The sequence below is a fragment of the Thermus caldifontis genome, from assembly GCF_003336745.1.
In the GTDB taxonomy this organism is placed as follows: Bacteria; Deinococcota; Deinococci; order Deinococcales; family Thermaceae; genus Thermus; species Thermus caldifontis.
In genome coordinates this window covers 65,363-78,348 of the sequence record NZ_QGMX01000002.1, presented here as the reverse complement: position 1 = coordinate 78,348, position 12,986 = coordinate 65,363, and the positions used below count along the sequence as shown (strand labels likewise).

The following is a 12,986-nucleotide window of genomic DNA, read 5'->3' as shown; positions in this document are numbered from 1 at the left end:
CCCACCCCACCCTGGCACGGCCAGGGTAGGAGCCCCAAAGACAACCCCCGCCCGTTTGGGCGGGGGCTTTTGGTCGGGGAGGCCGGATTTGAACCGACGACCACACGCACCCCAAGCGTGTGCGCTACCAGGCTGCGCTACTCCCCGGCGCGCAAAGGTTAGTGTAGTGCCCCGCTTGGGCTTTCGTCAAGTAGACTTGGGGCCATGGAGATTAAAGACCTGCGGAGCTTGGTGCGGTATAACCCGGAAAAGATGGCCAAAATTCCGGTTTTTGAGTCAGAGAGGATGTTTTTTGATCTTTATGCCCTGCTTCCGGGACAGGCGCAAAAGGTGCACACCCACGAGGGTTCCGACAAGGTGTACTACGTTTTGGAGGGGGAGGTGGTGGTGCGCATCGGGGAGGAGGAAGCCCTTTTGGTCCCGGGGATGGCGGCCATCGCTCGCTCAGGGGAGGCCCATGGCGTGCGCAACGAGTCGGCAAACCCCGCCCTTCTCCTGGTGGTGATGGCTCCCAAGCCCTAGGCTTTCACATCCTTTTCAAAGGGCTAGAATAGCCTAGTAGGGATGGTAAAGGCTCCCCCCACCGACCTGGGGTTCATGGCGGAGCTTCTCCGCCGGTATCCCGTGCGGCTCCTTTTCCGGGGGGAGGTGCTTCCCGAGGGTCCTTTACGGGGAGAAAAGCTTTGGGAAGAAGGGGATATGGCCCTTTACTGGGAAGGGCCGCCCCCGCCCCCGGCAACCCAGGAGGCTTTGCGCCTCCTCTTTCGGGCCTTCCGCGAGGTGTGGGAGCTACGGGAGCGGGAGCTTGCTCTTTTAAAGAGCCAGGAGGAGAGCGCTAGGCTTCTTCGCCTTTTGCTCCATGAGATCAAAAACCCCTTGATGAGCGTTTTGGGGGCCTTGGAGCTTGCCCTGGAAACCGGGGACCTTCCGGAAGAGGCCAAGGAACTCCTTTCCATCGCCGAAAGGAGCGCCCGTCGCATCCAAGAACTCTTGCAAAAGGCCCAGGAGTACCTGCGCCTGGGCCAGGGGGTGCGGCTTAAAAGCGAACGGGTGGACCTTAAGGCCCTTCTTCTCCAGGCCTCGGAGGAGGTGCGGCCTTTGGCCCGGAGGAAGGGAATCCGGCTCCGCTTGGTCCTGCCGAAACGGGAGGCCTGGGTATACGGAGATAAGGAATGGCTCTATCAAGCAGTGCTGAACGTCCTCAACAACGCGGTGAAATACACCCCGGAAGGGGGGCGGGTGGCGGTGCGCCTCCTTCTGGGTCGGGACCGGTACGGCATCGCCGTTTCCGATACCGGCCCCGGGATCCCCGAGGCGGAGCAGGAAAGGGTCTTTGAACCCTTCTACCGGGCCTCCACCCGGGGGGAGGTGGAGGGGACGGGACTTGGGCTTGCCCTGGTGAAGCGGGTCCTCGAGGCCCATGGGGGCGAGGTACGCCTGAGGAGCCGCCTGGGCCTGGGGAGCACCTTCTTTCTCCTTCTGCCCAGGCCCAAGCCGGGCCAAAGGGCCCCGGTGGGAAGGCTGCTTCTCCTGATGGTGGCCCTGATCGCCTTAGCCCGCTTGCCCATCTTCCCCGCCCCCTTGGGTTCAAAGGCCTTCGGCGGGGTGCCGGCCGGGGAGGTGGTGCGGCTTCCTGGGATGGAGCTGGCCTTTAGCCCTGAGGCCCAGGGGGAGGCCCGGCGCTGGCGGAGCCTTTGGGGAGGGGGGGAAAGGGTGCAGGTGCGTTTGCAAAGGGGAGGGGTGGAGGCGGTGCGGGAGGCCCCTGTGCCCTTGGCCCTTTCCACCCCCGAGGGCCAGGTGCGGCCCACGGGGACCCACCTGCGCCTTTCCCGGGATGAAGGAGCCCGCCTTTCCCTTTACCGGGGAAAGGTGGCCTTGGGGCAGGAAAGGCTTCCTGCTGGGGAAGGAGCGGTGCTGGGAACGGGGGTTAGGCGGAAGCTTCTTCCTGCTCCCCTGGTGCGCCCGGCGCCGGGGCCTGAGGGCGAGGTGGTCTTCCGCCTCTTGGGCCCTGAGGGGACCCGGGCCTTCCGGGTGGAGGTTCGCAGCGGGGATGCCGTGGTCCTTTCCGCCAGGGTGGAGGGTAACGTGTTCCGCTACCTGCCCCAGGCGGACCGCCTGAGCCAGGTGCGGGCCATGGCCTTGGATGAGGCGGGCCTCGAGGGCTACCCCTCGGACCCCGTGCCCTTCCGGGAACGGAAAAGCTTTTACGAGGGTAGGAAGAGGCTTCCCCAGGACCCAGCTGGGGCAGAAGCCTTTTTGCGCCAGGCGCTGTCCGCTTTCCCGGATGATGCGGAGGCCTTGGGCGAGCTGGCCTTTGCCCTTTACCTCCAAGGCCGCCATGGCGAGGCTAAGCCCCTTTACGAGAAGGCCCTGGCCCTTTTGGACAGCCCCGACATCCGGGTGCGCTACGCCAGGCTCCTTTACCAAATGAAGCGTTACGGGGAGGCGGAGGAGAGCTACCGGAAGGTGCTTGGGGAGGATCCGGGGAACCTGGATGCCCGCTGGGGGCTTTCCGAGGTGGTCCTGGCCCTGGGCCGGGCCAAGGAGGCGGAGCTCCTCGCTCGGCAGGTGCTGGCGGTGGAACCCAGCTACCCCCTGGCCCGCTTCACCCTGGCCAAGGCCTTGTTGGAGCAAGGGAAGGTGCCCGAGGCGAGGGGGCTTCTTGAGGAGGAGGTTAGGCGAAACCCGGATCCTGAGGTGAAGGCCCTGCTGCAAAGGCTTCCTCAGACGCTCCCTTAAGATAAAGACGTGGCCCGGATTCTGGTGGTGGAAGATGACCCCACGGTGGCCAAAGTTTTAGAGCTGGCCCTAAGGCGGGAGGGGTACGAGCCCCACCTGGCCCGGGACTACCCTTCAGCCAAAGCGGCACTGAACGGGGATTGGGATGCCATCGTTCTGGACATCAACCTGCCGGGGGGGTCTGGTTTGGATCTCCTTCGCTACTTGCGCAAAGAGCTCCACAAGACCACCCCTGTGCTGGTTCTTTCCGGCCTTAAGCAGGAGCGGAGCCTGAAGGAGGCCCAGGCCCTAGGGGCCCAGGAGTACCTCACCAAGCCCTTTAGCCCCAGCGACCTCATAAGGCGCTTGGAGCACTATGTGGCGGCGCGGTGAACGGCTTTATGCCCTTTTGGTCTTTCTGGTGGTCTTCCTCGAGGCCTTGGCCCTGGGGGGTCTGGTGGTGGCTTTTTCCGGACGGCTTTTTAACCTGTTCGGTTACCCGGTGGCCTACCGCGCCCTTTTCCAGGCGCTGGCCCTTACGGGACTGGCCTTAAGTTGCCTTTCCGCTTACATCCTTCTCTACCACGCCTACACCGCCAGCAAGGAGCTTCGGGACCGAAGGGCTTATGAGGACTGGCTGACCCGGTTCACCCAAGCCCTCTTTGGCGGAGAGCCGCCCCCGCCCCCCCCTTGGCCCCGCCCGGCCCTCGAGGCCCTTCTGAGTCTAAGGGAGATGCTCAAGGGGGAGTTTTCCGAACGGATAGCGGAATGGCTGCGCCAGGCCAATCCCCCTTGGCCCCGCATCCTGAAGACCCGCTTTGCCTCTCGGCCCCTGCGGCTTGAGGCCCTCGAGGCCCTGGCCCAAGCCCGCTTACCGGAGACCCTGGAGGCTATTCTCCCTTACCTGAGCCACCCGGATTCGGTCCTGCGCCTGGCGGCGGCCCGGGCTGGGGCCCGGGTGGCCCAGGGGGAGGGGCTTGGACGTCTGGCGGAGGCCCTTCTCCAGGCGGGTCTACCCCGCGGGGCCCTCCTGGAGGTGCTCCTCCTCCTGGAGGAGCGGGCGGCACCTGTGGTGGAGGCTTTCCTTTCCCGGGGGGGAAGGGAGGAGCTGTGGGCGGCCCTGGAGGCCATAGGCCGGCTTAAGCTGGTGCCCTTGGGAGAAAGGGTCCTTCCCTTCTTGGACCAGGCGGATCCCGAGCTTAAGGCGGCGGCCCTGCGTGCCCTTTACCGCCTGCGCTACCCACCCCAGGGCTACGAGGGGCTTTTGCTGGCGGCTTTAAAGGATGAACGGGAGTTCTTGCGGGTCCATGCCGCCCGGCTCCTGGCCCTTTTGGGGAACGAGCTGGCCCAGCGAGCCTTGTGGAAGGCGCTTTCCGACCCTTCTTTTTACGTGCGCCGGGCGGCGGCCGAAGGGCTTTTGCAGATGAACAAGGGCTTTCTGGCCCAGGCTGCGGAACGCCACCCCGATCCCTTTGGCCGGGCCATGGCCCAGCAGGTCTTACGGGAAGCGGCGTGAACCTCCTTTTGGATTTCTTGTTCTTTTACCAGGTGGTGATCCTGTGGTATTTCGCCCTTTTGAACTTCTTTTATACCCTCTTCGCCTTCTTTGGCCTGGGGATGGTGGCCCGCTATGCCCGTGAGCTTTCCGAGCTTGCCCTAAAGGACCTCTTGGAGCGCGAGGCCTACCTGCCCGTGTCCATTCTGGTGCCCACCTACAACGAGGAGAAGACCATCGCCCATTCGGTGCGCTCTTTTTTGGGCCTCCACTACCCGGAGTTTGAGGTGATCGTGGTGGCGGATGGGCCCAAGGACCGGACCCTGGAGGTGCTCAAGGAGGCCTTCCGCCTGGTGGAGGTGGAATGGGTGTACCGCCGGGCCCTTCCCAGCAAGCCCGTTCGGGCCGTATACCGTTCCCTGGTTTATCCAAACCTTATCGTGGTGGACAAGGAAAATGGGGGTAAGGCCGACGCTTTGAACGCCGGGCTCAACCTGGCCCGGTATCCCCTCTTCTGCGCCGTGGATGCGGATAGCCTTTTGGACGCCCAGGCCCTTCTGCGAGCGAGCCGTCTCTTCTTGGAGGACGAGAGGGTCTTGGCCGTGGGGGGTACCATTCGACCGCTCAACGGGGCGGTGGTGCGGGAGGGGGTGGTGGAAACCCTCCACCTTCCCCGGGGTTTCCTAGAGAAGATGCAAATAGTGGAGTATGCCCGGGCTTTTTTCATGGGCCGGGCGGGGTGGAGCGCCATGGGGGCTTTGCTGATCATTTCGGGGGCCTTTGGCCTCTTCCGCCGGGAGGAGGCTCTACGGATTGGGGGGTACCGCACGGACACGGTGGGGGAGGATATGGAGCTGGTGGTGCGCCTCCACCGCCGGGCCCGGGAGGAAGGGCGGGAGTACCGCATCCTTTACACGCCGGATCCCATCTGCTACACCGAGGTGCCTGCGGACTGGGCCACCTTAAGGAGGCAGCGGAACCGTTGGCACCGGGGTCTTTGGGAGGTGCTCTGGATGCACCGCATGATGCTCTTCAACCCCCGGTACGGGCGTTTGGGCCTGGTGGCCATGCCCTATTTCTTCTTCTTTGAGGCCCTGGCCCCGGTGGTGGAGGTTTTGGGGTATGTGCTTTTCGCTATTTTCTACCTTCTGGGCCTCTTCAATGCGGAGTTTGCCTTCCTCTTCTTTCTCCTAGCCCTGGCCTATGGGGTGCTTCTTTCCCAGCTGGCGGTAGGCATGGAGACCTTGCTCCTCCAGCGCTATCCCCGGCTCAGGGACCGCTTGGTGCTTCTTCTTCTGGCGATCCTCGAGGGCCTAGGCTACCGGCAGGTGCTGGCGTGGGAGCGCTTTCTCGCCACCTTCCAGGTGTGGCGCAAGCGGGGGGTCTGGGGGGAGATGCGGCGGAAGGGGTTGGAGTCTTGAACCGGGTATAATCCTCCTCATGGAAACCGCCATCACCCGCATGTTGGGCATCCGTTACCCCATCGTGGCCGCCCCCATGTTCTTGGTCTCGGGGGCCAGGCTTCTTCAGGCGGTGGCCGAGGCCGGGGCCATCGGGGTCATCCCCAGCCTCAACTTCCGCACCCATGCCGCCTTCCGGGAGTTTTTGCAGGGCTTTCCCCAGGACCTTCCCTTTGGGGTGAACCTGATCCTCAAGGACAACCCCCGCCTCGAGGAGGACCTGGAAGCGGTGGCCGAGCGCCGGGTACCCCTGGTGGTCACTTCCTTGGGGGATCCCACCCGGGTGGTGGAGCGGGTGAAGGCCTATGGCGGCGTGGTCTGGTGCGATGTGGTGGGCCTAAGGCACGGGAAAAAGGCCGTGGAGGCGGGGGCCGATGCCCTGGTGGCCGTGGCCGCGGGGGCTGGAGGGCATGCGGGGATGGTAAGCCCCTTTGTCTTAGGGCCTTGGCTTAGGGAAGAGCTGGGGGTGCCCGTGCTCATCGCCGGCGGCATCGCCACCGGCAGGCAGCTGCTGGCTGCTTTGGCCCTGGGGGATGGGGCCTACATCGGCACCCGCTTCATCGCCACCGTGGAGTCCGAAGCCCCTTTAGAGTACAAGGAAGCCCTTTTACGGGCTACCCCTGAGGATATCCAGTACACCCCCGAGGTCACCGGGGTGCCCGCCAACTTCCTCCGGGAATCCTTGGAGCGCTTCCGCCAGGGTGGGGGTAAGGCCTGGAAGGAGGTCTACTCCGCCGGGCACGGGGTGGCTTTCATCCGGGACCTTCCTTCCGCCAAGGAAGTGGTGGCCCGGCTGGTGGAGGAGTATCAGGAGGCCAAGGCCAACCTTCCATAAATGGCGACTGGACAGCGTGGCCGCCTTCTCCGCCCGGGTGGTTCCCCTGCAGATGGCGTTGGGAGAGGCGGCAGGGGTGGCGGCGGCCCTCTTGCGCAAGGCCCCTCAGGCAGGGCTTGCCAAGGTGCCCCTGGCCGATTTTCATCAGCTTGCCGGGAGTGGGCAGGGCCTCGAGGCCCTGCGCAAGTGGCTTGGCCAAAGGGGGGCCAGGCTCTCCTCCCCTGAGGGGGGGCGGGTGGAGGCGGAAAGGCTAGGGTACCGGGAGGCGGTGGCCCTCTTGAGGCGGGGGCTGTTCGCTGGCCCCTATTACCTAAAGGGTTCCCTGGGCCTTTCCGAACCCATTCTCCTGGGGGACTTTTTGGCTAACCTGGAGCACTACTATCGGGTGAAGGGGCCCGAGGAGCGCCTCAGGGTGGTGTTGAAGGCCCGGGAACTTTTCCGGGAAGAGCTGCAGAGGCCCTCGAGGAGGTCCGTGCTGAACCAGATCCTGCAGGCCTTGGGGGAGGACAGGCTTGCGGGTAGCGATCCCGTGACCCGGGGGGAGGCCGCGGTGATTTTGTACCGGCTTCTGCCATAATGGATTAACGTGCTGGCCATCCTCCTCCTCCCCGAGTTTTCCGAGCTGGAGGCGGCCTTAGCCCTGGAGGCTGCCCGGCGCCTGGAATACCCCGCCTACACCGTGGCCAAGGGGCGGAAGGGAACTCCAGCCCTGGCGGGTTCCGTCTGGACCCCCACCTACGCCTTTCCCGCAGCCCCCCCTCCTAGGGCCCTCTTCATTCCCGGGGCTAGGAGGCCTGGCCGCATGGCCCAAGACCCCACCTACCTGGCCTTTTTGGAGGAGATCTGGGAGGGTTTGGAGGCGGTGTTTTTAGGCTTTAACGCCCACCTTTTCCTGGCGGAGGTGGGGAGGCTTCCCACCCGGGTGGTGGCCCCGGGGGAGGTGGCCCGGTCCCTGGCCAGGCAGGGGTACCAGGTGGAGGAGGGCTCCTTCCACCGGGAGGCGAAGGTGTATTCCACCCTGGGGGGCTTGGCCCTCCTCCAGGCCTTAGCGGACTGGGCGCAAAAGGTGATTGAACTTTAAGTTTGGGCGGGGGTACACTACTTCCATGACCGTAAGGGAGTACCAGAAAAAGCGCCGCCGGGAGCGCATCTTCCAGGCGGCCATGGCCCTCTTTCGCCAGCAGGGTTTCCAAGGGACTACGGCCACGGATATCGCCAAGGCCGCCCACGTGTCCCGGGGTACCTTCTTCAACTACTACCCCTACAAGGAGGCGGTGCTCCTGGAGTACGGAAGCCTCCTGTTGGCTGACCTTCGGGAGGAGGTTAGGCGTCGGCTGGCCCAAGGGGAAGACCCCCTAGCCCTTCTGCGCTTCCTATTCCAGAGGCTTGCGGGTTTTACCCAAGCGGAGAAGGACCTTCTTCTGCCTCTTCTTTACGAGCTGTTAAACCCCGACCCCATCCGGGCCAAGGCGGCCTTCATGGCCCTGCCTTTGGGGGACCTAATCGCTGAGGTGCTGAAGCCCCTAAAGGAGAAGGGGGTGGTGCGCCAGGACCTTTCCCTGGAGCGCATGGGCCGCACCTTGGCGGACCTTTACTTCCTGGCCGCCTTGCGCTGGGCGGCCTATACCCCTAACCGGGACTTCAGGGAGGAGGTGGAAAAATCCTTATCCTTGGCCCTGGAGGGGATCCTAGCCCGCAGCCAACCTGCCCAGGTTTCCAGGAAATCCGCCAAGGCCAAGGCTTAGTCCGCGGCCACCTTCAGCCTCTCGGCGATCTCGGGGATCATGGCCAGGAAGAGCCCCGTGGGGCTTCCCGAAAGGGCTACCTCTTCCGGGGTGCCCTCGGCCACGATCTCCCCTCCCCGGTCCCCTCCCTCGGGGCCCAGGTCAATGACCCAGTCGGCGGTCTTCACCACGTCCAAGTTGTGCTCGATGACCACCACGGTGTTGCCGGCGTCCACCAGGCGGTGGAGCACGTCCAGGAGCTTGGCCACGTCGTCAAAGTGAAGGCCGGTGGTGGGCTCGTCCAGGATGTAGAGGGTGCGGCCCGTGGCCTTGCGGCCCAGCTCCGTGGCCAGCTTGATCCTCTGGGCCTCCCCCCCTGAAAGGGTGGGGGAGGGCTGGCCTAAGCGCATGTACCCCAGGCCCACGTCCACCATGAGCTGGAGCTTGCGGGCGATGGTGGGGACATTCTGGAAAAATTCCAGGGCTTCCTCGGCGGTCATGTCCAGGACGTCGGCGATGCTCTTGCCCCTGAGCTTTACCTCCAGGGTCTCCTTGTTGTAGCGCTTGCCCTTACACACCTCGCAGGGCACGTAGAGGTCGGGCAGGAAGAGCATCTCGATCTTCACCGTGCCGTCGCCCCCGCAGGCCTCACACCGCCCCCCTTTGACGTTGAAGGAGAAGCGGCCTGGGCCGTAGCCCCGTTTCCTGGCCTCGGGGGTCTTGGCGAAGAGGTCGCGGATCTCGTCAAAGATCCCGGTGTAGGTGGCGGGGTTGGAGCGGGGGGTGCGGCCGATGGGGGACTGGTCTATTTCGATGACCTTGTCCAGGTGCTCGAGGCCCTCCAGGGCGTCAAAGGCCCCAGGGGTGGTCTTGGCCCGCATGAGCCTTTGCGCCAAGGCGGCGTAGAGGACATCGTGGATCAGGGTGCTCTTGCCCGAGCCCGAGGGCCCCGTCACCGCCACGAAGCGGCCCAAGGGGATTTTCAGGGTGATGTTTTTCAGGTTGTGCTCCCGGGCTCCCCTTAGGACCAGCCACTTGCCGTTGCCCTTACGGCGCTCCTTAGGCACGGGGATCCGCTTCTCTCCCCTTAGGTAGGCCCCGGTGAGGCTTTGGGGGCTTTTGAGGATCTCCTCCAAGGGGCCCTGGGCCACCACCTCCCCCCCGTGGATGCCGGCCCCTGGCCCCATGTCCACGATCCAGTCCGCGGCCCGCATGGTCTCCTCGTCGTGCTCCACCACGATCAGGGTGTTGCCGAGGCCCTGGAGGCGCTTTAGGGTGGCGATGAGGCGCTGGTTGTCCTTGGGATGCAGGCCGATGCTGGGCTCGTCCAGCACGTAGAGCACTCCGGTGAGGCCGCTTCCCACCTGGGTGGCCAGGCGGATCCTTTGGGCCTCCCCTCCGGAGAGGGTGTTGGCGGCTCGGTCCAGGGTGAGGTAGTCCAGCCCTACCCCCACCAAAAACCCCAGCCTTTCCACGATTTCCCGCAGGATGGGGCGGGCGATCTGGGCCTGGAAGGGGGGGAGATGGGCCTCGAGGTCCCGGAAAAACTCCAGGGCCTCGCGAACCGGCAGGGCCGAAACCTCGGCGATGTTTTTGTCCGCCACCCTTACGGAGAGCACCTCCTTCTTGTAGCGGGTGCCGCTGCACACCGGGCAGGGCTTTTGCGACATGAAGCCTTCCAGCGCCTCCTTGACCCCTTCAGATTCCGCCTCCTGGTAGCGCTTATGCAACCAGGGGATGACCCCTTCGTAGTGGACCTCTACCCGGAAGGTTTCCTTCCCTCCCCGGCGGAAGACCACCTCAAAGGGCTCGGGGAGGCCATAGAGCACCGCCTGTTTGGCCTCCTCCGGCAGGTCCTTGAAGGGGGTTTTGAGGTCAAAGCCCAGGTGCTCCGCCAGGGCCCGAAGCCGGTCCCAGAGGTAGCTTCGCCCCGTGTCCCTACCCCGGGCCCAAGGCAGGATGGCCCCCTCGGCCAGGGAGAGCTCGGGATTCACGATGAGCTCAGGGTGAAACTCCTGTTTGTATCCCAGGCCCGAGCAGGCGGGGCAGGCCCCGTAGGGGGCGTTGAAGGAGAAGATGCGGGGCTCCAACTCCTCCAGGACGCTCCCATGCTCGGGGCAGGCGAACTTTTCCGAGTAAAGCTCCTCTTGGCCACCGTCCGGGTAAAGGACCCGCAAAAGCCCCTCGCCCCTAAGAAGGGCAAGCTCCACCGCCTCGGCGATGCGGGGGCGTTCCTCCTCCTTAAGGACCACCCGGTCCACCACCAGGTCGATGTCGTGCTTCTCGTACTTTTCCAGGTTGAGGTTCTGGGCCTCCTCCAGGAGGTAGATGACCCCGTCCACCCGCACCCGGGCGTAGCCTTCCTTCAGAAGTTGCCCGAAAAGCTTGCGGTATTCCCCCTTCCTTCCCCGCACCACGGGCGCCATGAGGATGGCCCGGGTGCCCGGGGGCTTTTGCAGGAGGCGGTCGGTGATCTCGCTGGCGGACTGCTTCTCAATGGGGCGGCCACACTCGGGGCAGTAGGCGGTGCCGATGCGGGCATAGAGGAGGCGGAGGTAGTCGTGGATCTCCGTCACCGTGCCCACGGTGGAGCGGGGGTTGTGGCTGGTGGTTTTCTGGTCGATGGAGATGGCAGGGGAAAGGCCCTCGATGCTTTCCACCTCAGGCTTGTCCATGACCCCCAAGAACTGGCGGGCGTAGCTGGAGAGGCTTTCCACGTAGCGCCGTTGCCCTTCCGCGTAGATGGTGTCAAAGGCCAGGGTGCTCTTGCCCGAGCCGGAAACCCCGGTGATGACGATGAACTTGCCCCGCGGGAGCTCCAGGCTGATGTTCTTGAGGTTGTGCTCCCGTGCCCCCCGGATGACGATGCGGTCCATCCGTGGAAGTATACCACTACCCTTTGGCAAGGACCAGGTGGCCAGGGGAACTTCCCCTGGCCTATAGTGGACCCATGGCCTCTTGGATGCGCGCCGAGGCGGAGGAAGCTCCTAAGGTCATAGAGCGCCTCCTTAGGGAGAACGAGGCTGAGGTGCGGAGCCTGGCCCGCTTCCTGAGGAAGCGCCCCCCGAGCCTTACCCTTACCGTGGCCCGGGGCAGTTCCGACCATGCGGCCCTTTTTGCCAAGTACCTCCTCGAGGCCCGCCTGGAATGGCCGGTCCTCTCCTTGGCCCCTTCCGTCCTCACCCTCTACCGGGCCCGGCCCCGGGTACCCGTTCCCTCGCTCCTTCTGGCCTACAGCCAAAGCGGGGAGAGCCCGGATCTCCTGGAGACCGTGGCCGCCTATCGGGCGCAGGGTGTCCTCACGGTGGCCCTGGTGAACCGGGAGGAGAGCCCCCTGGCCCGAATGGCAGAGGTGGTCCTTCCCCTCCATGCCGGGGAGGAGAAGGCGGTGGCCGCCACCAAGAGCTTTCTCGCCATGCTGGCTGCCACCTTACACCTCCTGGCCCACCTGGTGGAGGAATCCCGCCTGCGCCAAGTCCTTCCCACCTTACCCGAGGCCTTGCACCGGGCCTTGGAAACCTCGGGGGAGCTGGATTACCTGGAGGATGGGGAAAACCTTTTCGTCCTGGGGCGGGGGTTCACCTATCCCGTGGCCCTCGAGGCGGCCTTGAAGCTCAAGGAGGTGGCGGGGCTTCATGCGGAGGGGCTTTCGGCGGCGGAGTTCCTCCATGGGCCCCAGGCCCTTTTGGAGCCTGGTTTCCCGGTGCTGGCTCTGGTGCAGAAGGATGAGGCCTCGGATACCCTTCTTGCCATCCTGGAGGGGCTAAGGGCTAAAGGGGCCCATCTTCTCGTCCTCTCCCCTGAACCCGACGTCCTAGCCCTGGCGGATTCCCCCCTGGCGCTTCCTGTGGCCTCTGAGCCCGAAACCACCCCTCTGCTCCTGGCCCAGGCCTTCTACCCCAAGGCGGAGGCCCTGGCCCGGGCTCGAGGCCTGGACCCGGACCGGCCCCGGCACCTCACCAAGGTGACCCGGACCCGCTAGAAGACCTTTTCCCCCAGGGGCACCTCACGCTCCACGGTGAGGAGGACCACCCGGCCCTCCCCATCCTTGGCCCCCAGGACCAGGACCTCCGAGGGAAACCCGGCAATGAGGCGGGTACCTAGGTTCACCGCGCACACCACCAGCCGGCCCACTAGGTCTTCCGGGCGGTAGAGCTCGGTGATCTGAGCGGAGCTTGACTTGATGCCCAAAGGGCCCAGGTCTATCCAAAGCTTGTAGCTGGGCTTGCGGGCTTTCTCGTGGGGTTCGGCCTTAAGAATACGGCCCACGCGCAAATCTAGGGCTTGGAAGGCCTCCAGAGCGTCCATGCTTTGATTCTGCCAGAAGGGTTACCATGCTAAAAACTTCCCCGCCCCTACAAGGGGGCGGGGGTTTTGCCGTCTTGGAGCTGGTGGGCCGTGCAGGACTTGAACCTGCAACCAACCGGTTATGAGCCGGCCGCTCTGACCGATTGAGCTAACGGCCCCTGCCAGAAAGCCATCTTAGCATAGCCGGTGGGGTAGGGCTAGATATCCGGGGCCCAGAGGTGTAGGGTGGAAGCGGAGGTGAGCCATGACGGTGAACGAAAGCACCACCGATAGGGCGATCCGGTTTATCCTGGCCCTCGTCCTCTTCTACTTCGCCTTCCAGTCGGCATCCCCTTGGAACTGGATCCTGGGCGTTGTGGCGGTGGTCCTCCTCTTCACGGCGATTACCGGCTTCTGCGCCCTTTACAAGGTCCTGGGTATCAGCACCAAGAAGTAAGCGGGGCGCA

Annotated in this window: 12 protein-coding genes, 2 tRNA genes and 1 pseudogene; 11 read left to right on the top strand and 4 right to left on the bottom strand. The window is 64.6% G+C overall.

Annotation, left to right across the window (positions count from 1 at the left end; all coding sequences use genetic code 11):
- Positions 1-70: 70 nt before the first annotated feature.
- Positions 71-147: transfer RNA gene (locus tag DK874_RS04145), tRNA-Pro, on the bottom strand.
- Positions 148-204: 57 nt separating this feature from the next.
- Here DK874_RS04145 and DK874_RS04140 point away from each other — a divergent pair.
- The 9 genes and pseudogenes from DK874_RS04140 to DK874_RS04100 all read left to right on the top strand — a co-directional run bounded on the left by DK874_RS04140 (position 205) and on the right by DK874_RS04100 (position 8,253).
- Complete coding sequence (locus tag DK874_RS04140) at positions 205-522, top strand: cupin domain-containing protein (RefSeq protein ID WP_114312773.1); 318 nt, start codon at positions 205-207, stop codon at positions 520-522.
- Between the two features lie 42 nt (positions 523-564).
- A complete protein-coding gene (locus DK874_RS04135) occupies positions 565-2,739 on the top strand; it encodes an ATP-binding protein (RefSeq protein ID WP_114312772.1) in 2,175 nt (724 codons plus the stop codon).
- Between the two features lie 9 nt (positions 2,740-2,748).
- Positions 2,749-3,111, top strand: a complete 363-nt coding sequence (locus DK874_RS04130) for a response regulator transcription factor (RefSeq protein WP_240307603.1) — start codon at positions 2,749-2,751, stop codon at positions 3,109-3,111.
- The gene (locus DK874_RS04125; RefSeq protein ID WP_114312771.1) at positions 3,095-4,234 is read left to right on the top strand and encodes a HEAT repeat domain-containing protein; all 1,140 of its coding nucleotides are present in this window, start codon (positions 3,095-3,097) and stop codon (positions 4,232-4,234) included. Before DK874_RS04130 ends, DK874_RS04125 begins: the two co-directional genes overlap by 17 nt.
- Entirely contained in the window at positions 4,231-5,634 is a 1,404-nt protein-coding gene (locus DK874_RS04120; RefSeq protein WP_114312770.1) for a glycosyltransferase family 2 protein, read from the top strand. The genes DK874_RS04125 and DK874_RS04120 overlap by 4 nt, the downstream gene beginning before the upstream one ends.
- A 19-nt stretch (positions 5,635-5,653) precedes the next feature.
- Positions 5,654-6,508 carry an NAD(P)H-dependent flavin oxidoreductase gene (locus DK874_RS04115; protein ID WP_114312769.1) on the top strand — a complete coding sequence of 285 codons (855 nt, stop codon included), beginning with the start codon at positions 5,654-5,656 and terminating at the stop codon, positions 6,506-6,508.
- A 10-nt stretch (positions 6,509-6,518) separates the two neighbouring features.
- Positions 6,519-7,085: pseudogene (locus tag DK874_RS04110) on the top strand (FAD-dependent oxidoreductase); the annotation flags it as partial.
- A gap of 9 nt (positions 7,086-7,094) precedes the next feature.
- Positions 7,095-7,589, top strand: coding sequence for a hypothetical protein (locus DK874_RS04105; RefSeq protein WP_114312768.1), 495 nt, complete (start codon positions 7,095-7,097; stop codon positions 7,587-7,589).
- Between the two features lie 25 nt (positions 7,590-7,614).
- Positions 7,615-8,253, top strand: a complete 639-nt coding sequence (locus tag DK874_RS04100; RefSeq protein ID WP_114312767.1) for a TetR/AcrR family transcriptional regulator — start codon at positions 7,615-7,617, stop codon at positions 8,251-8,253.
- On the opposite strand, the gene uvrA is transcribed toward DK874_RS04100, so the two are convergent.
- Positions 8,250-11,108 carry an excinuclease ABC subunit UvrA gene (uvrA, locus tag DK874_RS04095; RefSeq protein ID WP_114312766.1) on the bottom strand — a complete coding sequence of 953 codons (2,859 nt, stop codon included), beginning with the start codon at positions 11,106-11,108 and terminating at the stop codon, positions 8,250-8,252. The two genes, DK874_RS04100 and uvrA, sit on opposite strands and share 4 nt — an antisense overlap.
- Before the next feature lie 74 nt (positions 11,109-11,182).
- On the opposite strand from uvrA, the gene DK874_RS04090 reads away from it, so the two are divergent.
- Complete coding sequence (locus DK874_RS04090; RefSeq protein WP_205387557.1) at positions 11,183-12,214, top strand: SIS domain-containing protein; 1,032 nt, start codon at positions 11,183-11,185, stop codon at positions 12,212-12,214.
- On the opposite strand, the gene DK874_RS04085 is transcribed toward DK874_RS04090, so the two are convergent.
- On the bottom strand, positions 12,211-12,540 hold the full coding sequence (locus DK874_RS04085) for a tRNA-binding protein (RefSeq protein ID WP_114312765.1): 330 nt from the start codon (positions 12,538-12,540) through the stop codon (positions 12,211-12,213). The genes DK874_RS04090 and DK874_RS04085 overlap by 4 nt on opposite strands.
- Positions 12,541-12,621: 81 nt before the next feature.
- Positions 12,622-12,698: transfer RNA gene (locus tag DK874_RS04080), tRNA-Ile, on the bottom strand.
- A gap of 86 nt (positions 12,699-12,784) precedes the next feature.
- On the opposite strand from DK874_RS04080, the gene DK874_RS04075 reads away from it, so the two are divergent.
- Positions 12,785-12,976: a YgaP family membrane protein gene (locus DK874_RS04075; protein ID WP_114312764.1), complete on the top strand. Its 192-nt coding sequence runs from the start codon at positions 12,785-12,787 to the stop codon at positions 12,974-12,976.
- Positions 12,977-12,986 lie beyond the last annotated feature (10 nt).